This is a genomic window from Bacteroides difficilis (assembly GCF_048319815.1).
Lineage (GTDB): Bacteria > Bacteroidota > Bacteroidia > Bacteroidales > Bacteroidaceae > Bacteroides > Bacteroides zhangwenhongii.
The window spans coordinates 1,274,423-1,297,626 of record NZ_CP182814.1 but is presented as its reverse complement, the minus strand read 5'-3'; the positions used below and the strand labels follow the sequence as shown (position 1 = coordinate 1,297,626).

Genomic DNA, 23,204 nt, shown 5'->3' with positions numbered 1-23,204 from the left:
ACTTATATATGAAGATAGCTCACATAGATTTGGGTAAACACCCTATTCTGCTCGCTCCTATGGAAGATGTGACTGATCCGGCTTTCCGCCTGATGTGCAAGAAGTTCGGAGCAGACATGGTATACACCGAGTTTGTATCAAGCGACGCACTGATACGTGCAGTCAGCAAGACCGCACAAAAGCTCAGTATCAGTGATGAAGAACGCCCTGTCGCCATTCAGATCTACGGAAAAGATACAGAGACAATGGTAGAAGCAGCCAAAATTGTGGAAGAAGCGCAGCCCGACATTCTGGATATCAATTTCGGATGTCCGGTGAAAAGAGTGGCCGGAAAAGGAGCAGGAGCAGGAATGTTGCAGAATATTCCGAAAATGCTGGAGATTACCCGTGCCGTAGTAGATGCAGTAAAGATTCCCGTAACTGTGAAAACCCGTTTGGGATGGGACGCCAATAATAAGATTATCGTAGATTTAGCGGAACAGTTACAAGATTGCGGAATTGCCGCATTGACTATTCATGGCCGTACCCGTGCACAAATGTATACCGGAGAAGCCGACTGGACACTGATAGGTGAAGTGAAGAAGAATCCACGGATGCATATTCCTATTATCGGCAATGGTGACGTGACTACGCCTCAACGCTGCAAAGAGTGCTTTGACCGCTATGGAGTAGATGCAGTAATGATCGGGCGTGCCAGCTTCGGACGTCCGTGGATATTCAAGGAAGTGAAACACTATTTGGAAACCGGTGAAGAACTGCCACCACTCAGTTTCGACTGGTGCATGGATGTACTACGCCAGGAGGTGGTCGACAGCGTCAATCTGCTAGACGAACGCAGAGGTATCCTGCACGTACGCCGTCATTTGGCCGCCAGCCCCCTATTCAAAGGAATTCCCAATTTCCGCAACACACGCATTGCCATGCTACGGGCAGAAACTAAGGAGGAACTCTTCCGGATATTTGATGAGATACTTGCTACTATTTAAACATCGGCTGTGCAAACCACTTCTTAAACATCCAGGTTGCCACTACATACAATAAGAATGCGGAGAAAAATCCTACCACAGCGTCGATGACGTAATGTGCTTGAATATATACGGTAGCCCCACAGAGCAACAAATAGAAAGGCAGTAAACAGGCGAACAGCTTCTTACTGCCGCGCCAAGCCATAATCATCAAGATAGTAGAAATGCCGACGTGCGAACTCGGAAATGCCGCTGTGGGACGTTCACCCACTTGCTGGGAACTTTCTACCAGGCTATAAAAGAATCCGTGCTGGTATCCCGGTCCGGGCAACAACTCCTGATGATAATTGAAATAGTCACCGATAGCAGGAAAAACTCCCTTAGCCACGTTATCAAATCCGATAGCCGGAAAATAGAACTGAGGGCCTGCCACTGGGATAAAGATATAAAGCAAATAATATATAAAGAAAGAAGTAACCAGTACAAAGGACATCTTTTCGAACCATTCAAACCTATAAATGAAATAAAACAACGCCACAATCAGCATCATCGGATAATAGAAGAAATATCCCATATTAAACGCTTCGCTGACCAGAATATGAGGAAACGTATGGCAGAACCAGATAGCAGGTTGTCCACTGAAGATAAACTGTTCGATGGTAGCAAAGATATGGTCCAGGTTCGGAAAAAAGCGATTGAATTCGAAAGTATCCGGATACCAATAGGAAAGCAGGCTCATCTGAATAACGATACGTACAAACGCCGAGAACTTACAAGGGGCAAGCCGATAAAGATACATCAACAGGAAAGTCATTGCAGCAATCATGGCTCTATCCAATAACATATGCCATGGATGATCCATCCTCTGAAACAGGAATAGAATCAATATGGAAGTCAGCAGATTATAAATCAATGTAATCTTCTCCACAGCAAACAACCCTTTCCGGGTCTCTACACGCTTAAATAAGTCTAAAGCCATCCTTCGTTTTTATACCAGGCAATAGTTTCACGTACCCCCCTCTCCAAATCGTACTCGGGTGTATATCCCAATTCGTTAATTGTCGGGGTTATATCACACTGCCAGTTGCGTTGTTTCATTATCTTATATTTATCAGAATTCAATGTACTGCACTTCTTGGAACGCGTAGCTACAAATTCAGCGAGCAAAGATATAACTTTTAGCACAATTAACGGACATTTCAGATGAAGAACAAACGGATTCCCTAATTCTTTTTGTATCAAGTCCGAAAACGCGCGGCTTTTATAGACTTTCCCATCTGTCAGAAAATACGCCTTTCGGGTGACTCTTTTCTCTATACCCAAGAAAATAGCCTGCACAATGTCTTTCACATAGACAAAAGTCAGATCTTGCCGCTTGAAACCAACCGAAAAATCAAAATGCTTCTGAATGGACTTAGCCATTAGGAAATAATCTGATTCACGAGGTCCATACACTCCCGTAGGGCGATAAATGACATAAGGAAAACCGGGGATACTTTGAATATATAATTCAGCCTTCAACTTACTGAAACCATAAGCTGTGTTGGGCATGGGAGAATCGTCCTCTTTTATCGGAGTGTAATCTGTCTCGTGCACAGGACCGAACACACTAAGCGTACTTATATATATGAATTGCTTCGGGACCATATTCAACTCCCTCAACGTATCAATAAAATACTTCGTCTGAAGATAGTTCACGTAGTCGAAAGATTTTTTGTCGAAACATTTCGTAACACCGGCACAATGAACGATATAATCAAACTTATTATATGTCCCTTTATGACCGGAGAGTTGGGCACGAAGTTCATTAGGATGTGCAAAGTCCAGTTCCAGAAAGTGAATTTTCCGATTCTTCAAATATTGTCTGCTACTAGTAGGACGAACTCCCGCCCACACACTAAACTTTCGTTTCAACGCTTCTTCTACAATGAAACTCCCGATAAAACCGCTTGCACCCGTAATTAAAACACTCTCCATTCCTACTTTTCGGCTCTATATAAATACAATTAAAATTTCGGTTACAAAAGTATATAGAAAAATCAAGTTTTTCTATACCGGCGTAATAAAAAGCCAAGGCCAGTGTAAAAAACTCTGCCTTACACCTCGTGTAATTGATGTAAATGTCTATATTTAAGGAGTGTAACTTAAAAAAAATAAATATGGACAGAAACAGAACGGTGGCTGGCCTTGACATTCACAAAGATACAATTTATTTGTGTGTGATGAGCCACAACGAGACCATTATTTTTGAAAATGTTTATGGAACATTGACTCCTGAATTACAACTTATGTGCTCCGACATGATTTCTTATGGAGTGACAGAAGCCGCAATGGAAAGTACTGCGACTTATTGGGTACCGGTATGGAATGCCTTGTGCGACAGCATGTCGCTCAAACTGGTAAATCCTTATTTCATAAAGCAGCTTCCCGGTCGCAAAAGCGATGTGAAAGACGCCCAATGGATAGCGGAATGCCTGCTGAAGCAGCTGATTCGAGGGAGTTTTGTTCCGGATAAGACAGTGCAGGATATGCGCAAGTACAACCGTCGCATTTTTGACCTGAACGAAGACATGACTTACAACACCAATAAGCTAGACGCTGCCTTGCAACGCTGTGGTTTTCGGTTGAGCAACTATGTTTCGCGGATCAAGGGGAAAAGCTACCGGAAGTGCATCAAAGCAATAATAGATGGGGTGACAGATCCTGATAAGTTGGTGAAACTGATTCATGGAAGAACTATACGAAAATTCGGGAATGACACCCTGAAATCCGCCGTAACCGGAAACTTTCACCAAGCGGACATATGTCTGATAAGGCAATACACAGAGTTTATAAACATGATTGAACGGCAAATCGAAGAATGCAAGAATGCCCTCATTACAATGTGCAAGGAATATTTTCCAAAACCATTCGAACGGTTGCAGAGCATACCCGGTGTTAGTGAACGCGCGGCTTCGGCTATAATTGCGGAAACTGGGGCTGACATGAAGCCATTTGAAAAAGCGACAAATCTTGTAGGCTGGTGTGGGCTAAAGCCACGTAATGACGTAAGTAACAATAAAGTAAAAAGCAATAGGACTACACATGGGAATAGATTCCTACGCCAGATATTAATTGAAATATCCTGGGTCGCATCAAGAACCAGAAACTGCTTTTTCTCAAACTTCAGCTACGTACAATGCACACAACGGCATAAGAACAAGATGAAAATACAAGTGGCAATCGCTCGAAAAGTATTAGTCGCAGTATGGCACATGTTGACTAAAGATGAGGACTTTATAGATGTCTACATCAGGCGTCTTGAAAAGGAAGAACAATGGATAAATGAAATCCGGACATTAGAATCGTTAGTGGTCAAATAGACCATTCCGATAGACCTCTATAGACAACATAATTATCTTTGTGCTGCCACATGAGCGCGTTTACAAAATTATTGCATCTATAGAGGAATTGGACACCGGCGTAGTCCTTTTTAGGCTGAAGAGGAAAGTAACAAACTTTATTGGTTCAGACGACAAAAGACTTGTCGCCTAAGCTGGTTTATGTGCCAGGAGACAGAATATAAGCATAATTGATTCTATACACATGGCGAATATTCAAATATGATAGCTGAGGGGAACTTTACTTTTTAGAGGAAAGATACGATAAATATAATAGTATTATTACCGGTTTTTTTATTTACTTTGTAGCCATATCAATAGATGATGACCAATAAAAATACATATTATGGCGAAAAAGAAAGAAAAGAAAGAGAAAAAGGCCGGTAAGAGAATGAGTAAAAAAGAGCTGGCAGCGTTGTTAATAGACTTTTTCCACGCCAAATCCAGTGAAATTCTAAGTATGAAATACATTTTCTCGGAATTGCGTCTTACCACCCATCCGCAGAAAATGCTATGCGTCGATATATTACATGACCTTTTGGATGACGATTATATCTCCGAAATTGAGAAGGGCAAGTTCCGTCTGAATAATCACGGCACAGAAATGATAGGTACCTTCCAACGCAAAAGCAATGGAAAGAATTCCTTTATTCCCGAAGAAGGAGGCGAACCAGTATTCGTAGCAGAACGCAATTCCGCCCATGCCATGAACAATGACAAGGTAAAAATTACATTTTATGCCAAACGAAAGAACAGGGAGGCAGAAGGGGAAGTAATCGAAATACTGGAACGTGCCAACGACACTTTTGTCGGTACATTGGAAGTAGCCAAGTCATACGCATTTCTAGTAACGGAAAACCGTACACTTGCCAATGACATATTTATTCCGAAAGATAAACTGAAAGGCGGAAAAACCGGAGATAAAGCGATCGTGAAAATAACAGAGTGGCCTGACAAGGCAAAGAATCCCATCGGACAAGTGATAGACATATTGGGCAAAGCAGGCGACAATACCACTGAGATGCACGCCATTCTCGCAGAATTCGGCTTACCATACGTATACCCGAAAGCAGTAGAGACAGCAGCCGATAAGATTCCGGCAGAAATCACTCCCGAAGAGATAGCCAAGCGTGAAGATTTCCGCAAGGTGACAACTTTCACTATCGACCCGAAAGATGCTAAGGATTTCGACGATGCGCTTTCCATCCGCTCCATCAAAAACGGATTGTGGGAAGTAGGCGTACACATTGCCGATGTGACACACTATGTAAAAGAAGGAGGAATCATCGACAAAGAAGCTGAAAAGCGTGCCACTTCCGTTTATCTGGTAGACCGCACCATCCCAATGCTCCCCGAACGGCTGTGCAACTTCATCTGTTCGCTCCGTCCGAATGAAGAGAAACTCGCTTTCTCCGTGATTTTCGATATTACCGAGAAAGGAGAAATCAAAGACTCACGCATTGCGCATACAGTCATCAATTCCGACCGCCGTTTCACTTACGAAGAGGCGCAGCAAATTATTGAAACTAAAGAAGGTGACTACAAAGAAGAAGTACTTATGCTGGACACCATCGCGAAAGCACTCCGCGAAAAACGGTTCGCAGCGGGAGCAATCAATTTTGACCGCTACGAGGTGAAATTCGAAATTGACGAGAAAGGGAAACCTATCAGTGTGTATTTCAAAGAGTCGAAAGACGCCAATAAACTGGTAGAAGAATTTATGCTTCTTGCCAACAAAACCGTAGCAGAGAAGATAGGACATGTACCCAAAAACAAAAAGCCTAAAGTACTGCCCTACCGTATCCACGATCTGCCGGATCCAGAGAAACTGGAGAATCTGTCACAATTCATCGCCCGCTTCGGCTACAAGGTACGTACAAGCGGAACAAAAACAGATATTTCAAAATCCATCAACCATTTGTTGGATGATATACATGGAAAGAAGGAAGAGAATCTGATTGAGACCGTGTCTATCCGTGCTATGCAGAAAGCCCGTTATTCTACACATAACATCGGTCACTACGGACTGGCATTCGATTATTATACTCATTTCACCTCACCCATCCGCCGTTTCCCGGACATGATGGTTCACCGTCTGGTAACGAAGTATATGGACGGAGGACGCAGTGTATCCGAGGCTAAATATGAGGATCTTTGTGATCACAGTTCAAATATGGAACAAATTGCAGCCAACGCCGAACGTGCTTCCATCAAATACAAACAAGTGGAATTCATGAGCGAACATCTAGGACAGATTTACGATGGTGTCATCTCCGGAGTAACCGAATGGGGACTGTATGTCGAACTTAACGAGAATAAATGCGAAGGTCTCGTCCCTGTCCGTGACTTGGATGACGATTATTATGAGTTTGACGAAAAGAACTATTGCCTTCGTGGACGCCGCAAGAACAGAACATATAGTTTGGGAGATGCTATTACTGTTCGTGTAGCACGTGCCAATCTGGAAAAGAAACAGCTCGACTTCGAATTAATTGAGAAATAAATTATGAAAACTTTTATTATTGAAGACAAACAACGAATCGAGTCCATTATCCTCCACTGCGATGCCTGCTTTGTAGGCATCACAGATTTAGAAGGTAATCCCTACGTAGTTCCGATGAACTTCGGTTATGAGAATGGCATCCTATACCTTCATTCGGGTCCCGAAGGCAGCAAGTTGGAGATGTTGGAACATAATAATAATGTATGCATCACTTTCAGCATAGGTCATAAACTCGTATACCAGCACGAGAAAGTAGCGTGCAGTTACAGTATGCGCTCCGAAAGCGCCATGTGTCGTGGAAAAGTGATATTCATAGAAGATATGGATGAAAAACGCCGGGTATTGGATATTATCATGCGTCATTACACGGATAGTGAGTTCAACTATTCCGAACCTGCCGTGCGCAATGTCAAAGTATGGCAAGTGCCCATCGAGCAGATGACGGGAAAAGTCTTCGGTTTGCGAGCCAACGAAAAGCCATGAAACGTTTCCCGGCTCTTTACCTGTTGACCATCTTCCTTCTGTTACCTGTTTTTCCCATTCTCGCACAATCAGATAAGCAGGTAAACAGCCACTCTTTTACCTATCAATACCTTACAACCAAGGAAGGATTAAGCAACCAGCGCGTATTCTCCATCCTCGAAGATAAGAAAGGCTTCATCTGGATTTCTACACGTTCAGGGGTAGACTGCTTCAACGGAAGAACCGTAAAAAACTACAGCCTTTTCGGGGAAGACATCATCGTTGACGGAGCCGGGCGCATGATCTACCTCACAAAAGACTCACACGAAACGCTATGGGCATATACAAGTGCCGGTAAAGTATTCAAATATGATCCCATCTTCGACGCTTTCACACTGGAGATTGACGTAGCGGAATTAACGGAAAAAGGGATCTTTCTTAACAATCTTTTTATCGACTCATCCGACTGCTTCTGGTTCGGACTGAAAAACGGTTTGTTCTGCTACGACAGCCCCAACCGGCACATAGAGAATATACTAGAAAAGAAATGTATAAACACCATCCATTTCTCACCATCCGACGAAACCCTGTATATCGCCACTACCGAAGGATTGTATAAACGCAACCAGCAGAATGGAACAATTACCACCCTATTGCCCGAGTGTTACATCCAGTCCGTTTTCTACGATCCCGCAACCCACTTGCTCTGGATAGGAACTTTCAACTCCGGAGTAAAAGTGCAGGATACCCGTACCAGAGATTTCATGTCGAACGAATCACTGAACCAGCTGCCACACCTCCCCTACCGTTCCATCATCCCCTACGACCCACAAACATTATTGTTGGGAGTAGACGGAGCAGGTGTCTATGCAGCCACCCGTGATGCCGGATACTCCTGGTCCTTCCTCAATGCGAATCTGGAAGAAGAAGGAGAACTGAAAGGAAACGGCATTTATGCCCTCTGCAAAGACAGTTCTTCCAATCTATGGATCGGCAGTTATACAGGGGGTGTAGCCTACGCCAATCCGAAGAAATATCTCTTCGAACTTACCCAACATGAATACAAAAACCCGCAATCACTGATAAACAATCACGTCAACGCTATCCTCGAAGATCATGAAGGCGATTTATGGTATGCCACCAACCAGGGAATCAGTGTACACCTGCTAAAGTCCGATACCTGGAAACACTTCTTGAAAGAAAACGTATTCCTGACTCTCTGTAACGATGAAAACGGAAATGTATGGACCGGAGGTTACGGCACAGGCGTCTACTGCCTCAACAAACATACAGGCATCCGCCAGCATCTCACCACCGAACGTCCCGGCACATTAACAACAAACTACATTTACTCAATCGTAGAAGACAACAACAAGAATCTATGGTTTGGCGGCATGTATGGCAACCTCATCCGATATACCCCGTCTCAAGCAGGGAAAGCGGAACAGTTCGCTTCCTACGGCATCACGCTCATCAACTCGATAACCACAGTCGGCAAAGACACGATAGCCCTTGCCACGGCCAACGGGCTCTACCTGTTGAACAAACAAACCGGCAATTTCAAACAATATTTCACCTCGCCCTCCAATGCCGACACCCGGAGCAACAGCTTCATCTACTCCATGTATTTCCCCACCCCCGACAAAGTGTGGTTCGGTACAGACGGAGGAGGCATCAACTTATTAGACCTGAAAACAGGCAAAGCCGTCACCTACTCCACAGCAAACGGCCTTCCTTCCAACTATATATACAGCATCCTTCCCGACAACAAAGGACACCTATGGCTTAGCACAGACAAGGGACTGGCCTACATCACCACCTCCCCCTCTCCCACAATAACCAACATCGGCTTCCTCGACGGACTGGCAAATGAATTTAACTTCATGTCCTACACCCGTCTAAGAAACGGAGACTTCGTCTACGGAAGTACCAACGGCGCCGTGCGCTTCAACCCGGAAAACTTTACCCGTCCCCTTTACGAAGCCCCCTTGCTGTTCACTTCCTTCGAAGTTCCGCAAAAGTCACGTGAAAAGACCGAAGAGAAAAAGATTCAATTCAACCGGATGCTGAACGAAGGAAAAACGATCGAGTTGAAATACAACGAGAATTCTTTTCTCATTTCCTTTATCTCCGTCTCTTACCAATATCAACAAGACATCCACTACAGCTACCAACTGGAGGGTTTCGAACAAAACTGGAGTGCTCCTACCAACGAATTAAGCATCCGTTATACCAATATTCCTCCGGGCAATTATACGTTCCGCGTAAAAAGCATGAGCAAAAACGGCGGACAGCAACTGGACGAGCAAACCATCCGCATACACATTGCGCAGCCTTACTGGAATACAGCAATCGCCTGGCTGATATACATCATCCTGCTGGCAGGCATCACCTATTTCATCTGGCGTTTCTTTGCCAACAAGATGGAGAAAAAGCACTTCTCCGAAAAGATACAGTTCTTTATCAACACCGCCCATGACATCCGTACTCCGGTGACGCTTATCATGGCCCCGCTTAGCGATTTAAGCAAGGAGGACGGACTGTCCGGAGAAGGGAAACGATACCTCCAGATAGCCCGCAAGAACACGGAAAAGCTATACAACTTAATCACGCAACTACTCGACTTCCAGAAGATAGACACAACACATCTCACACTTCAGGTTGCAGCGTACGATTTGAAATCATACTTGCAGGAAAAAGTGCTTAACTTCCAGTCCCTTTGCGAAAGCAAACAAATCCGGATGGAATTATCAGTGCCCGAAGCCCCCGTCTCACTTTGGATGGATAAAGACAAAGCAGACAAAATATTCGATAACCTGTTATCGAATGCAGTGAAATATACCCCTGCCGGCGGAACTATTTCAATCACAATAGAACAGAATGATAAAAAGATAACCGTAGAAGTCAAAGACAGCGGTATCGGTATTCCGCGTAAAGCACAACGGTATATCTTCTCCAATTTCTACCGTGCCGAAAATGCCGTCAACTCCAAAGAAACCGGAAGCGGCATCGGATTACTGCTGACCCGTCGCCTGATGAAACTACATAAAGGAAACATCTCTTTTACCAGCAACGAAGGCGAAGGCTCCACCTTCCTGCTCACTTTCCGAAAAGGGAACCGCCATCTGGCACGCTACATCCTTTCGGGGAAAACCTCTCCTCTATCTACCTTCCTAACGGATATATCCACAGAAGACAGTAGCAGCGAACTATCACCGGAGGTAAATACAGACCGGGAAACAGGAACCGTTCAGCATACAGACCGATACGATGAAAACGAGCCGAACCAGACAGCCCATACTGCCAAAGAACGAATCTTGATTGTAGAGGACAACGACGATCTGCGTTTCTACCTGAAAAAGACATTTTCTTCCATCTACACCGTCATCGACAAACCCGACGGAGAATCGGCACTGGAATATCTGCAAGGAGCATCAGTAGACTTGATTATCTCCGACGTCATGATGCCGGGCATTCAGGGGGACGAATTGTGTCGTCAGCTCAAATCGGACTTCACCACCTCGCATATCCCCGTCATCCTATTAACTGCCAAAACGGAGAAAGACGCCATCCTCGAAGGATTGGAAAGCGGAGCGGACGATTATCTCACCAAGCCTTTCGACACGGAGATACTGAAAACTAAAATAAAAGGAGTATTACAGAACCGCAAGATTATGCGGCAGTATTTCCTTTCTCATTCGCTCAATTCCATTCCTGCTACGGGGCAAAGCGAAGAGAAAGAGGACACCGAATGTGCCTACCTCCTATCTCCCATGGACAAAGAGTTTTTGGAACGTTGCACAAAGCTCATTACAGAAAATCTGGCCAACCCGGATTTCACCATCAACCAGCTCTCCCGTGAGCTGGCATTAAGCCGTACTATATTCTACGAAAAACTGAAAGCCCTGACAGGGCAGGCGCCTAACGAATTTATCAAACTCATGCGCATGACAGAAGCTGCCAATCTATTAAAACAGCAGATTCCGGTGCAGGAAGTCGCTCTTTTGGTTGGTTTCACAGATTCCAAGTACTTTAGTACAGCATTCAAGAAGCATTACGGAGTGTCTCCAAGCAAATTCCTTTAGAAAAAAGCGAATAAAATGCAAATCCGATAGTTTTTCAACCTATTCCGATAGCTTTCAAACCCGTCCGGATACGATAACACCCTATATTTGCGATGTTATCAACAATCTAAATAATCTAATTAAGATGAAAAAGCAGTTAACCCTAATTCTCTGTCTGTTGCTATTCATACCCATATATGGATATGCGGAAGACGAAATCACCCATCAAGTTGTACAGCAAACTTCCAAAGTAAAAGGTACGGTTACGGATGAGCAAGGCGAACCTCTGATTGGAGCCAGCATTGCCGTCAAAGGTACTACACAGGGAGTCATCACCGATTTCAACGGTCAGTTCAGTATCGACGCTTCCAAAAACGCTACATTAATAGTAAGTTATGTAGGTTATCGTTCGGAAGAAGTACAGGTGAAAGGACAATCCAATCTTAAAATCGTCTTGAAAGAAGACAGCAAAATCATCGACGAAGTAGTTGTTACCGCACTGGGTATCAAGCGTGAACGGAAAGCACTCGGCTATTCCATCGGTGAAGTGAAAGGTGAAGAACTTGAAAAAGCAAAGGAAACCAATGTCATCAACTCGCTGGCAGGAAAGATTCCGGGACTGGTTGTCAGCCAGACTGCCGGCGGTCCTTCCGGTTCGTCCAGAGTGATCGTTCGCGGTAGCACGGAGATGACGGGAAACAATCAACCGCTTTATGTGGTGGACGGAGTGCCTTTGGACAACAGCAACTATGGTAGTGCCGGACAATACGGAGGTTATGACCTCGGCGACGGTATCTCCAGCATCAACCCGGACGATATTGAAAGCATGTCCGTATTGAAAGGCCCGGCGGCATCTGCCTTGTACGGTAGCCGCGCTTCTCACGGTGTGATCCTTATCACTACCAAGAAAGCAAGTACCAAAAAGAAATTTGCAGTGGAACTGAACAGTACCACTACTTTCGAGAAACAATTGACGAAGTGGGACGATGTACAGTACGTCTACGGTCAGGGAACCGGCGGACGCATCAACGGTACGGACGACCAGTATTCTTCGAACAAAAACTGGGGACCGAAGATTGATCCGGGACTGAACCTGACGTATTTCGACGGAGTGACCCGCCCGTATGTTGTCATTCCCAACAATATCGACGGTTTCTTCAGAACCGGTATGACCACTACCAACACAATCGTTGTCAGCACCGTGAAAGATGACACGGGTATCCGCGCCACTTATACGGATATGCGCAACAAAGACATTCTTCCAAACACGAAGATGAGCCGTAACACGCTGAATCTGCGTGCCAACACTACGATCAACAAGAAAGTAGACCTCGACTTCAAGGTGACTTACACCCGTGAAGACGTAAAGAACCGTCCCGCACTGTCTGACCACCGTGCCAACCCTGCCAAGAACCTGATGTCTCTGGCAACCACCTACGACCAGAAATGGCTGCGCGACAACTACAAAGATGCCGACGGCAACTACTACGACTGGAACGGACGCGACGTTTGGAACCTCAACCCTTACTGGGTGCTCAACGAAATGACCAATGAATCGGGAAAAGACAAGTTCATGGGTTCGGCACTGGTACGTTACAACGTCAACGAACACTTCAAGATTCAAGTTACCGGTGGTGCGGACATCAACTTCATGAACTTCCAAGACTATGCAGCCCCCACCTCACCGGGATTTGAACAGGGACAGTTGCAAATCAGCGATTTCAGAAACAGAATGTATAACGTAGAAGCACTGGCCATTTACAACAACAGTTATAAGAAATTCGACTATGGAGTAACCATCGGCGGCAACCTCTATAAAGTGGACAACAAAACACAGATTGTAACTGCCAAAGAGATGGTGATGCGTGATGTCATTGCCCTGCAGAGCTTCACAAGCAAAGAGATCACCGAAGGAACCTACCGCAAACAGATTAACTCTCTCTATGGTTCTATCAACCTGGCTTACGGCAACTTCGTCTACCTCGACGCCACGCTACGCGGTGACCATTCTTCCACTCTGCCATCGGGAAACAATACTTATCTATACCCCTCGGTATCAGGAAGTTTCCTGTTCTCGGAATTCTTCAAGATCAATCCGACGCTATTGCCTTACGGTAAAGTGAGAGTTTCATGGGCACAGGTAGGTAGCGACACAGATCCTTACCAATTGGGACTGTCCTACGAACTGTCTCCCAAAAACTATTCAGGGTACGCACTGTCTCAAATCGCCAATACGACGATTCCGAACAAAGACCTGAAACCGACCAAGACCAACTCTGCCGAAGTGGGACTGGAACTGAAATTCCTGAAAAACCGCATCGGACTGGATTTCACTTACTACACCCAAAAAAGTAGTAATCAGATTATGCGCCTCAACACCACAGGAACTTCCGGCTACAACTCCATGCTGATTAATGCAGGAGAAATAGAGAACAAAGGAGTGGAAATCGCACTGAACACACGCCCCATACAGACGAAAGATTTCTCATGGGACTTGAATATCAACTTCTCAAAGAATAGTAATAAGGTAAAAAGATTAGCTTCAGGTATTAAAGAATTTGAATTGGAATCGGCACGTTGGATTAACGTAAAGGTAGCTGCCGTAGAAGGGGAGAACTATGGTTCCATCCTCGGTAAAGACTTCCTTAGAAATGATGCCGGACAGATTATCGTAGATGCTTCTACGGGACTTCCGAAAGTGACGGAAGACTTGCGAGTGCTGGGCAATGCCACCTGGAAATGGACAGGAGGTATCACCACCAACCTGACTTACCGCGACATCTCCCTATCTGCCATTTTCGATATTAAGGTAGGCGCCGATGTCTATTCCATGTCCGCCCGTTCTTCTTACATGACCGGAAAAGACAAAGCGACTCTTGCAGGACGCGACGGCTGGTATGAATCGGAAGAGCAACGACTGCAAGCCGGAGTGAAAGAAAGCAATTGGGAAGCGACAGGCGGTTATGTAGTAGAGGGCGTGGTAGAAATGCCGGACGGAAGTTTCGCGGAAAACAAGAAGTTTGTCGACCCCGAAGTATATTGGAAACATATAGCCGATCAGACTCCGGTTCCGTTTATCTACGACAACTCTTACGTAAAGGTGCGCGAAATTACGTTGGCTTACCGTCTGCCCAAAAGATGGATCAGCAAGGTGTTTGATGCCGTATCCGTATCGTTCGTGGCACGTAACCCGTTCATCATCTACAAGAACGTACCGAACATCGACCCGGACTCCAACTACAACAACGGCTCGGGTATGGGACTGGAATACGGCTCGCTGCCATCCAGAAGAAGCTATGGTTTCAATGTTAACGTAAAATTCTAATAGTAAGCAATCATGAAAACAATCTATAAAATCGCCTTCGGTATGTTATGTATATGCGGTCTGCTGCTGGGAGCCTGCACCGACTTTGAGGAACTGAATACAGACCCTTCCAAGTCGTCCTCTACCGACCCGAACCAGCAACTGTCTATGATTCAGTTGCAAACATGGGGACATTGGCAAATGTGCCAGCCCTATCCATTCTATCTGGCTGCTTTCGCACAATATATGCAAGGCGACTGGAACACCACCAACTATGGCGGACAGTATCGCAAAAATGATGCGGAAATGGGAAACACATGGAACCTGATGTACCCGGCACTCATCAAGAACATTGTCGACATTCTGGACAAGACCAAGGATAACGAACGGGAAGTGAACATCCACTCTGTTGCCCGTATTTATAAAGTATATCTTTTCTCCATACTGACGGATATGTACGGCGACTGCCCTTACTTCGAAGCGGGTAAAGGCTTTATCACCGGTAACGTAAAACCTGCCTACGACAAACAGGAACTGATATACAAGGATTTCCTGAAAGAACTCGGCGAAGCGGCAGATGCTCTGACCGCCAGTGGTGACAAGGTCACGGGAGATATTATCTTTCAAGGGAATATCGACAAATGGAAACGTTTTGCCAACTCCCTGCACCTGCGCTATGCAATGCGCATCGTAAACGCAGACCCGGAACTGGCAAAAGCAGAAGCCATCAAAGCTGTCGGTCAGGAAGCCGGCCTGATGCAATCGGCTGCTGACGATGCCCTGATCGCTTACACCGATATTCAGGACTGGGCATCCAACGAATTCCGCAGAAACGGGCTCGCCCAACTATGGAGAGGTCGCGAAGCATATCCTACGGCTTATCTCTGCAGCACATTCTGGAAACAGCTGGACGCTACTTCCGACCCGCGGCAGTTTGTATTCGGACGTTGTTATGACGAAAGTTCGGCAAACAATCCATTCGGACGTGTGGATCTGACGGAGGAAATGCAGAATACGGAAGCCGCCAAGTTTCAGCCTTGCAACCCGGGTTATTTCTGGTACAGCAACGGGACATGGCCGGAGGGTTATTGGAGCAAGCTGACTAATAAATGGCAGGACAAAGCTACCCGTCCGCAGCTCAACAACATTTTCCTGAAAGGCGATATGCCCGGAGTGGTTATGACATACGCGGAAGCGGAATTATTACTGGCGGAAGCCAAAGCCCGCTGGGCAGGAGACATTACAACAGGTGCCGACGCTTCCACCCATTATAAAAACGGAGTACGCGCAGCCATCCATTTCCTGGAGAAATTCGGTGCCAAGACTTTTGACGATCAGGTCATCGATACCTATCTGCAGGCTAATTCACTACCTGCCAGCGGATTGGATGCACAGCTTACTGCTATCAACACCCAATTATGGATTCTGCACTTCAACAATATCCCCGAAGGATATGCCAACTGGAGAAGAACAGACATTCCGGTGTTGCTTCCTTCTCCCCACTACGGGGCAGTGACGATTGATTCGCAGACTACACCGCTGCGTCTCTGCTACCCGCTCTTTGAAAGTTCGTACAATCCGGAGGGTTATCAATCTGCCATCCAGGCTATGGGAGGCAAAGACGACTGGAATTCACCGGTATGGTGGGACAAATAAACCTAAGATCATCAACACTAAAAGAAAAAACGATTATGAAGAAAATAATATTTATATGCACGTTGCTGGTATCTCTGTTTGCCATGAGTGGTTGCAGCGACGATATAGACACTCCGGTACTGACTACTGACGAATATCCGCGCATACTAGGCCGGTGGCCGGACAAGCAGGAGGATGGCACGTTGGGTAAATTCAGTATTCCATTGAATCAGGTGCTTTCCATCAATGTACAATACACTCCTGCCGAACTATGCGAGGGGACATGGTATCTGGATGGAAGGGAAATTCATAAGGGAGTAGGATTGACGTACATTCCTTCGACTATCGGCACTTTCCACCTCGAACTGATTGTAAAGACGCCGACTAAGGAAACCACCCGTGAAGCTATTATCCAAGTAACCGAAGCAACAGAGTAAACCATTAAAACAAGAATTGTATGAAAAAAAGACTTATAATCTATCTGGCCTGTCTGTTTGCATGCCTGATAGCCTCCTGTTCCGAAAAAGATGAAGTAATCAGCAACGGAGGAGAACCGCAAAGCTATGTTCCTTTTGCCATCAACAAAGGGGTGAATATCAGTAACTGGCTGTCGCAGGTAGACGCCATCCCCGCCAACGGCTTCTCACAAGCCGAAGCACAAAAGCTGGCCGGATACGGTTTCGACCACATCCGTCTGCCGATAGACGAAAAACTGTTCTTCACGGAAGACGGTCAGAAGATACCGGAAGCATTCACACTGTTGCACAATGCCATAGGATGGTGTCGGGATGCCGGAATGAAAGTGATTGTAGACCTGCACGTATTGCGCGATCACAACTTCAATACAACGGTCACTACATCGGGCGAGCCGATTGAGAGTTTCTACGACACATTTGAAGATATGAAATGGGCGGGATGGTTTGCCAATGGCTCCGGCGTGACGGTGAACAATGTAGATAATCCCAGCAAAAGCGGTATAAACACCAGCAACAGGGTGTTCTCTGTGGTACGAAAATCAGGAGTGGACACTTGGTCGAACGCCAAGAAAAAGGATTTTTCCATTATTCCTGTCGGGTCAGGCAAAATGCAGTTCAAGTACCTGCGTGCCAAAATATACAAAAGCACCAAAAGCACTATTACCGTTGTATTGAGTGACGAGAACAATACGAACGACGGTTACTACGGATATACCAATACTACGGCAAATGAATGGGAAGAAATCGCCGTAGATGTATCCAACTATAACAAAAACTGCGGTCGCGTGGCTCTCCGTCCGGAAGAAGGAGAAACGATGTATTTCGACGATGTATTCTTCTCCGACAGTAAAACTGGCGACAACAAGATTTACCCTGAAAGTGGAACTACCACCGTTGTCCCCAAACTCTGGACAGACAAAGACGCCCAGTACAAATATCTCGACTTATGGAAAACGCTGGCAGAAGAACTGAACCAGTATCCCAACGATCTCGTTGCCTACGAGTTATTGAATGAACCGGTAGCCCCTTACGCCTCACAATGGAACTCTCTTTCCGCCCAACTGATTCGTGAACTCCGGCAAACGGAACCCGAACGTAAACTCATCATCGGCTCTAACCGCTGGCAGAGTGTCAACACTTTCAACGAGCTGACTATTCCCGGCGGTGATCCGAATATCATCTTGAGTTTCCACTTCTACAACCCGCATCCCCTCACACACTACCAAGCCGAGTGGACGGAAGAAAAAGACCTGAATGTACCCATTCACTATCCGGGCGAACTGATAGAAGAGGCGGACTTCAACCAACTATCCGAAGCGATGCAAAAACTGGTGACTCCTTATATGGGAACGTATGATAAAACCACGCTTGAGTCACTCGTATTGAAAGCGGAGATGAAAGCTACCAGTCTCGGCGTACAACTCTACTGTGGTGAATTCGGTTGCTACAAAAAAACTCCGGCTGCCGACAGAATGGAATGGATACGGGACGTAGTATCTATCTTGAAGGATCGTCACATCTCCTACTCTTATTGGGAATATAAAGCAGGATTCGGTTTCTGCGATTCACAAGGAAACGTGATTGAACAGGAGGTACTGGATTTGTTAACTAAATAATAGTCATTCAGATAACAATAATCATTCAAATTAAAAAAGAAATATGCGACAAACATTCATCGCTATGGGAATTTGTTGTGCTATCGGCATTTCCACATTAGCTTGTCAGGATAAAAGCAAAGATTACACCGATCCTACGCTGCCTGTGTCCGAACGTGTCTCCAGCCTGATGTCTCAAATGACATTGGAGGAAAAAGTTGCCCAAATGTGCCAATACGTGGGATTGGAACACATGAAGAAAGCAGAAAAAGATATGTCTGCCGAAGACTTGAAACACAGTCATTCGCAGGGTTTCTATCCCAATCTACATTCTTCCGATGTGGAAGAGATGACGAAAAAAGGACTGATTAGCTCGTTCCTGCACGTGGTAAAGGCCGAAGAAGCCAACTATCTGCAATCGTTGGCACAGCAAAGCCGCCTGAAGATTCCACTCCTGATTGGCATTGACGCCATTCATGGAAACGGTTTGTATCGTGGTTCGACCATTTACCCCACTCCTATCGGACAGGCAGCTACTTTTGACCCTGCACTGGTAGAACGGATGTCGCGGGAGACTGCTATTGAAATGCGTGCCAGCGGTATGCACTGGACGTTTACTCCGAACGTGGAAGTAGCGCGTGACGCTCGCTGGGGACGTGTGGGCGAAACATTCGGCGAAGATCCCTATCTGGTAGGACAGATGGGGGCGGCTACCGTACGCGGATTCCAGACAAAGGATTTCACGGGAAACGATAAAGTGATTGCGTGTGCAAAGCATCTTGTAGGTGGCAGTCAGCCAGCCAACGGAATCAACGGTGCTCCTGCCGAGTTATCGGAAAGAACGTTGCAGGAGGTATTTTTCCCGCCTTTCAAAGATTGTCTGGAAGTGGGTGTATTTACAGTGATGACGGCTCATAATGAGTTGAACGGGATTCCTTGTCACGGAAATAAGTATCTGATGACGGAAGTATTACGCAATCAGTGGAAGTTTGACGGTTTTGTTGTCAGCGACTGGATGGATATTGAGCGCATGCACGACTATCACAACGTAGCCGAAACGCTGAAAGACGCTTACCGGATCAGTGTAGATGCCGGAATGGGAATGCACATGCATGGACCGGAATTCTACGAAGCTATCATCGAATGTGTGAAAGAAGGGAGTATTCCTGAAAAGCAGATAGATGCTGCCGTTTCTAAGATTCTGGAAGTTAAATTCAGGTTAGGATTGTTCGAGAATCCGTTTATCGACCTGAAAAAGAAAGATGAAATTGTCTTTAATGAGAAACATCAGCAAACGGCACTGGAAGGAGCGCGGAAGTCTATCGTCCTGTTGAAAAATGAAGGCAATATGCTGCCATTGGATGCTTCGAAATATAAGAAAGTGTTTGTTACCGGACATAATGCCAACAATCAGTCTATCTTAGGTGACTGGGCAATGGAACAGCCGGAAGAACATGTCACTACCGTATTGAAAGGTCTGAAAGCTATCAGTCCCGAAACGAATTATAATTTCCTTGATCTCGGCTGGAATGTACGTTTGCTATCGGACAATCAAATAAAGGAAGCAGTGCAACAGGCACGCAGCTCCGATCTGGCGATTCTGGTGGTAGGAGAAAACTCAATGCGCTATCATTGGAACGAGAAGACGTGTGGAGAGAACAGCGACCGTTACGAGCTTTCTTTGCCGGGACGTCAACAGGAACTGGTGGAAGCTGTAGCTGCTACGGGGGTTCCGACAGTCGTTATCCTTGTCAACGGCCGTCCGCTGACTACCGAATGGATAGATGAAAATATGCCGTGTATCATCGAAGCATGGGAGCCGGGAGTAGCCGGGGGGCAGGCTTTGGCGGAAATTCTTTACGGAAAAGTGAACCCAAGCGGTAAACTGCCGATTACGATTCCAAGAAGCACCGGACAGATTCAGTGTATGTACAATCATAAATTTACCAACCATTGGTTTCCGTATGCAACAGGAAATTCATTACCTTTGTACGAGTTCGGTTACGGTTTGAGTTATACGACGTATAAATATGAGAACCTCAAACTGTCTGAAGCAACGACCACTCCTGACAAAAGCGTGAAAGTAACTGTAGATGTCACGAATACCGGAAAAATGGATGGTGAAGAAACGGTCCAGCTCTATATCCGCGACGAATACAGTTCTGCTACCCGCCCTGTAAAGGAGTTGAAGGACTTTGCCCGCATACCTTTGAAAGCAGGAGAAACGAAAGAGGTTTCATTTACTCTTACTCCCGAAATGCTGTCCTACTATGACGCTAATATGCACTATGGAGTGGAAAAAGGAACTTTCAAGATTATGGTGGGAGCTTCTTCAAGAGATACCGATCTGCAAAGCATTATACTTACAGTGAAATAAAATAGATATGAAGAAATTACTATGTCTCGCCCTGTTATTGTCTGCCGGAAGTGTTTATACCGGCAGCGTTTCGGCAAGCAACCAACCTGCCGGTAAGAAATCCGGCAACAACTCAAAGGATATATACAAAAAGACCTGGATTGACTTCAACAAGAACGGTGTAAAGGATGTATATGAAGATCCTTCCGCGCCTATCGAAGCCCGTATTGCGGATTTGCTTTCGCAAATGACACTGGAGGAGAAGACCTGTCAGATGGCTACTCTCTACGGTTCGGGACGGGTACTGAAAGATGCATGGCCTACCGACGGATGGTCGACAGAAATCTGGAAAGACGGTATCGGAAATATCGATGAGCAGGCCAACGGACTGGGTAAGTTCGGTTCTGAAATCTCCTATCCGTATGCCAACAGTGTGAAGAATCGCCACACTGTTCAGCGCTGGTTTGTGGAACAGACACGACTGGGTATTCCGGTCGATTTTACCAATGAGGGAATACGCGGATTATGTCACGACCGGGCTACCATGTTTCCCGCTCAATGCGGGCAAGGTGCCACGTGGAACAAAAAACTAATCCGGGAAATTGCGAAAGTCACTGCTGATGAGGCGAAAGCACTCGGATATACCAATATTTATGCTCCGATTCTGGACATCGCACAAGATCCTCGCTGGGGACGTGTAGTTGAAAGTTACGGAGAAGATCCTTATCTGGTAGGCGAATTGGGTAAGCAAATGATTCTTGGTCTGCAAAGTGAAGGAATCGTTGCCACTCCGAAGCATTTTGCCGTTTATAGTATTCCGGTCGGTGGACGCGATGGAGGTACACGTACCGATCCGCACGTGGCTCCGCGTGAGATGAAAACTCTGTATCTGGAACCATTCCGTAAAGGTATTCAGGAGGCGGGTGCACTGGGTGTCATGAGTTCTTACAATGACTATGACGGGGAGCCTGTTTCCGGAAGTTATCATTTCCTCACGGAAATTCTGCGTCAGCAATGGGGATTTAAGGGATATGTAGTTTCGGATAGTGAAGCGGTGGAATTTCTACACACTAAACATCGCATCACTCCGACCGAAGAAGAAATGGCTGCACAAGTGGTAAATGCCGGATTGAATATCCGCACGAACTTCACTCCGCCACAGGATTTTATTCTTCCATTGCGTCGTGCTATTAGTGAGGGAAAAGTCTCTCTGCATACGCTCGATCAACGTGTTGGTGAGATTCTCCGTGTCAAGTTTATGATGCGGCTTTTTGATAATCCGTATCCCGGTGATGACCGTCGCCCGGAAGTGGTAGTGCATAATGCCGCCCATCAGGATGTATCTATGAGAGCAGCTTTAGAGTCTATCGTGCTTCTGAAGAATGAAAAAGAGATGCTTCCACTATCCAAGAGTTTTAGCAAAATAGCTGTTATCGGTCCGAATGCGGAAGAAGTGAAAGAACTAACTTGCAGATACGGTCCGGCCAATGCATCTATAAAGACTGTCTATCAGGGAATTAAAGAATATCTGCCCAACGCAGAAGTTCGCTATGCAAAAGGTTGTGATATTATTGATAAGTATTTCCCGGAGAGTGAACTATACAATGTTCCATTAGACACACAGGAGCAAGCGATGATTAATGAAGCCGTAGAATTAGCAAAGGCTTCGGATGTCGCTATCCTTGTATTAGGTGGAAATGAGAAGACGGTTCGGGAAGAATTCTCACGTACCAACCTCGATCTCTGCGGGCGCCAACAGCAATTATTGGAAGCTGTTTATGCCACAGGAAAACCTGTCGTTCTGGTAATGGTAGACGGAAGAGCAGCTACTATCAATTGGGCAAACAAATATGTTCCTGCCATCATTCATGCCTGGTTCCCCGGCGAATTCATGGGAGATGCCATTGCCAAAGTTCTTTTCGGAGACTATAACCCGGGCGGACGTCTGGCTGTTACTTTCCCGAAATCTGTGGGACAGATACCTTTCGCTTTCCCATTCAAACCGGGTTCGGATTCTAAAGGAAAAGTCCGTGTTGCCGGTGTGCTTTATCCTTTCGGATATGGTTTAAGTTATACAACTTTCAATTATTCAAACTTGAAGATCTCCAAACCGGTTATCGGGGCACAAGAGAATATCACTCTTTCATGCACTGTAAAAAATACAGGAAAGAAAGCAGGAGATGAAGTGGTCCAGCTTTATATCCGTGATGATTTTAGTAGTGTAACAACCTACGATAAAGTATTACGCGGTTTCGAACGTATTCATTTACAACCGGGAGAAGAACAAACGATTAGCTTTACACTTACTCCTCAAGACTTGGGGTTATGGGATAAGAATAATCAGTTTACAGTAGAGCCGGGAAGTTTCTCGGTGATGGTGGGGGCTTCTTCGGAGGATATTCGGTTGAAAGGAAGTTTCGAGGTTCAATAAAGAATCCAGAATAATATCTATATAAAAAATGTG

The 23,204-nt window shown here is 45.7% G+C and carries 13 protein-coding genes; 11 read left to right on the top strand and 2 right to left on the bottom strand.

Translation table 11 applies throughout. The features are described 5' to 3' along the window. Nucleotides 1–8: 8 nt before the first annotated feature. Nucleotides 9–986, top strand: coding sequence for a tRNA dihydrouridine synthase DusB (dusB, locus tag ACNOGP_RS04760; protein WP_007762413.1), 978 nt, complete (start codon nt 9–11; stop codon nt 984–986). Here dusB and ACNOGP_RS04755 read toward each other — a convergent pair. Continuing rightward, nucleotides 979–1,944, bottom strand: a complete 966-nt coding sequence (locus ACNOGP_RS04755; RefSeq protein WP_418214212.1) for a phosphatase PAP2 family protein — start codon at nt 1,942–1,944, stop codon at nt 979–981. The two genes, dusB and ACNOGP_RS04755, sit on opposite strands and share 8 nt — an antisense overlap. Continuing rightward, complete coding sequence (locus ACNOGP_RS04750; protein ID WP_418214211.1) at nt 1,935–2,942, bottom strand: NAD-dependent epimerase/dehydratase family protein; 1,008 nt, start codon at nt 2,940–2,942, stop codon at nt 1,935–1,937. Before ACNOGP_RS04750 ends, ACNOGP_RS04755 begins: the two co-directional genes overlap by 10 nt. A gap of 182 nt (nt 2,943–3,124) precedes the next feature. On the opposite strand from ACNOGP_RS04750, the gene ACNOGP_RS04745 reads away from it, so the two are divergent. The 10 genes from ACNOGP_RS04745 (at nt 3,125) to ACNOGP_RS04700 (ending at nt 23,171) form a co-directional block, all read left to right on the top strand. Beyond that, the gene (locus tag ACNOGP_RS04745; RefSeq protein WP_195595431.1) at nt 3,125–4,327 is read left to right on the top strand and encodes an IS110 family transposase; all 1,203 of its coding nucleotides are present in this window, start codon (nt 3,125–3,127) and stop codon (nt 4,325–4,327) included. 364 nt (nt 4,328–4,691) lie between these two features. After that, nucleotides 4,692–6,848: a ribonuclease R gene (rnr, locus tag ACNOGP_RS04740; RefSeq protein ID WP_418214210.1), complete on the top strand. Its 2,157-nt coding sequence runs from the start codon at nt 4,692–4,694 to the stop codon at nt 6,846–6,848. A gap of 3 nt (nt 6,849–6,851) precedes the next feature. Beyond that, nucleotides 6,852–7,331 (top strand): pyridoxamine 5'-phosphate oxidase family protein, encoded by a 480-nt coding sequence (locus ACNOGP_RS04735; RefSeq protein ID WP_418214209.1) that lies wholly within the window; start codon nt 6,852–6,854, stop codon nt 7,329–7,331. Beyond that, a complete protein-coding gene (locus tag ACNOGP_RS04730; RefSeq protein ID WP_418214208.1) occupies nt 7,328–11,395 on the top strand; it encodes a hybrid sensor histidine kinase/response regulator transcription factor in 4,068 nt (1,355 codons plus the stop codon). Before ACNOGP_RS04735 ends, ACNOGP_RS04730 begins: the two co-directional genes overlap by 4 nt. A gap of 124 nt (nt 11,396–11,519) precedes the next feature. Then, a complete protein-coding gene (locus ACNOGP_RS04725; RefSeq protein WP_418214207.1) occupies nt 11,520–14,699 on the top strand; it encodes a SusC/RagA family TonB-linked outer membrane protein in 3,180 nt (1,059 codons plus the stop codon). A gap of 12 nt (nt 14,700–14,711) precedes the next feature. After that, nucleotides 14,712–16,334, top strand: coding sequence for a SusD/RagB family nutrient-binding outer membrane lipoprotein (locus ACNOGP_RS04720; protein ID WP_117932630.1), 1,623 nt, complete (start codon nt 14,712–14,714; stop codon nt 16,332–16,334). 35 nt (nt 16,335–16,369) lie between these two features. Beyond that, entirely contained in the window at nt 16,370–16,750 is a 381-nt protein-coding gene (locus ACNOGP_RS04715; protein WP_007757599.1) for a hypothetical protein, read from the top strand. Between the two features lie 20 nt (nt 16,751–16,770). Continuing rightward, the gene (locus ACNOGP_RS04710) at nt 16,771–18,405 is read left to right on the top strand and encodes a cellulase family glycosylhydrolase (RefSeq protein ID WP_418214206.1); all 1,635 of its coding nucleotides are present in this window, start codon (nt 16,771–16,773) and stop codon (nt 18,403–18,405) included. A gap of 43 nt (nt 18,406–18,448) precedes the next feature. After that, the gene (locus tag ACNOGP_RS04705) at nt 18,449–20,761 is read left to right on the top strand and encodes a glycoside hydrolase family 3 N-terminal domain-containing protein (protein WP_418214205.1); all 2,313 of its coding nucleotides are present in this window, start codon (nt 18,449–18,451) and stop codon (nt 20,759–20,761) included. Nucleotides 20,762–20,768: 7 nt separating this feature from the next. Continuing rightward, nucleotides 20,769–23,171, top strand: coding sequence for a glycoside hydrolase family 3 N-terminal domain-containing protein (locus ACNOGP_RS04700; protein ID WP_418214204.1), 2,403 nt, complete (start codon nt 20,769–20,771; stop codon nt 23,169–23,171). Nucleotides 23,172–23,204: the final 33 nt, after the last annotated feature.

Excerpts from the sequence above, each read along its gene's own strand:
- ACNOGP_RS04705 (WP_418214205.1), top strand. The coding sequence starts at position 18,449 with ATGCGACAAACATTCATCGCTATGGGAATTTGTTGTGCTATCGGCATT.
- ACNOGP_RS04755 (WP_418214212.1), bottom strand. The coding sequence starts at position 1,944 with ATGGCTTTAGACTTATTTAAGCGTGTAGAGACCCGGAAAGGGTTGTTT.
- ACNOGP_RS04750 (WP_418214211.1), bottom strand. The coding sequence starts at position 2,942 with ATGGAGAGTGTTTTAATTACGGGTGCAAGCGGTTTTATCGGGAGTTTC.
- ACNOGP_RS04745 (WP_195595431.1), top strand. The coding sequence starts at position 3,125 with ATGGACAGAAACAGAACGGTGGCTGGCCTTGACATTCACAAAGATACA.
- ACNOGP_RS04735 (WP_418214209.1), top strand. The coding sequence starts at position 6,852 with ATGAAAACTTTTATTATTGAAGACAAACAACGAATCGAGTCCATTATC.
- rnr (WP_418214210.1), top strand. The coding sequence starts at position 4,692 with ATGGCGAAAAAGAAAGAAAAGAAAGAGAAAAAGGCCGGTAAGAGAATG.
- ACNOGP_RS04700 (WP_418214204.1), top strand. The coding sequence starts at position 20,769 with ATGAAGAAATTACTATGTCTCGCCCTGTTATTGTCTGCCGGAAGTGTT.
- ACNOGP_RS04725 (WP_418214207.1), top strand. The coding sequence starts at position 11,520 with ATGAAAAAGCAGTTAACCCTAATTCTCTGTCTGTTGCTATTCATACCC.
- dusB (WP_007762413.1), top strand. The coding sequence starts at position 9 with ATGAAGATAGCTCACATAGATTTGGGTAAACACCCTATTCTGCTCGCT.
- ACNOGP_RS04715 (WP_007757599.1), top strand. The coding sequence starts at position 16,370 with ATGAAGAAAATAATATTTATATGCACGTTGCTGGTATCTCTGTTTGCC.
- ACNOGP_RS04710 (WP_418214206.1), top strand. The coding sequence starts at position 16,771 with ATGAAAAAAAGACTTATAATCTATCTGGCCTGTCTGTTTGCATGCCTG.
- ACNOGP_RS04730 (WP_418214208.1), top strand. The coding sequence starts at position 7,328 with ATGAAACGTTTCCCGGCTCTTTACCTGTTGACCATCTTCCTTCTGTTA.
- ACNOGP_RS04720 (WP_117932630.1), top strand. The coding sequence starts at position 14,712 with ATGAAAACAATCTATAAAATCGCCTTCGGTATGTTATGTATATGCGGT.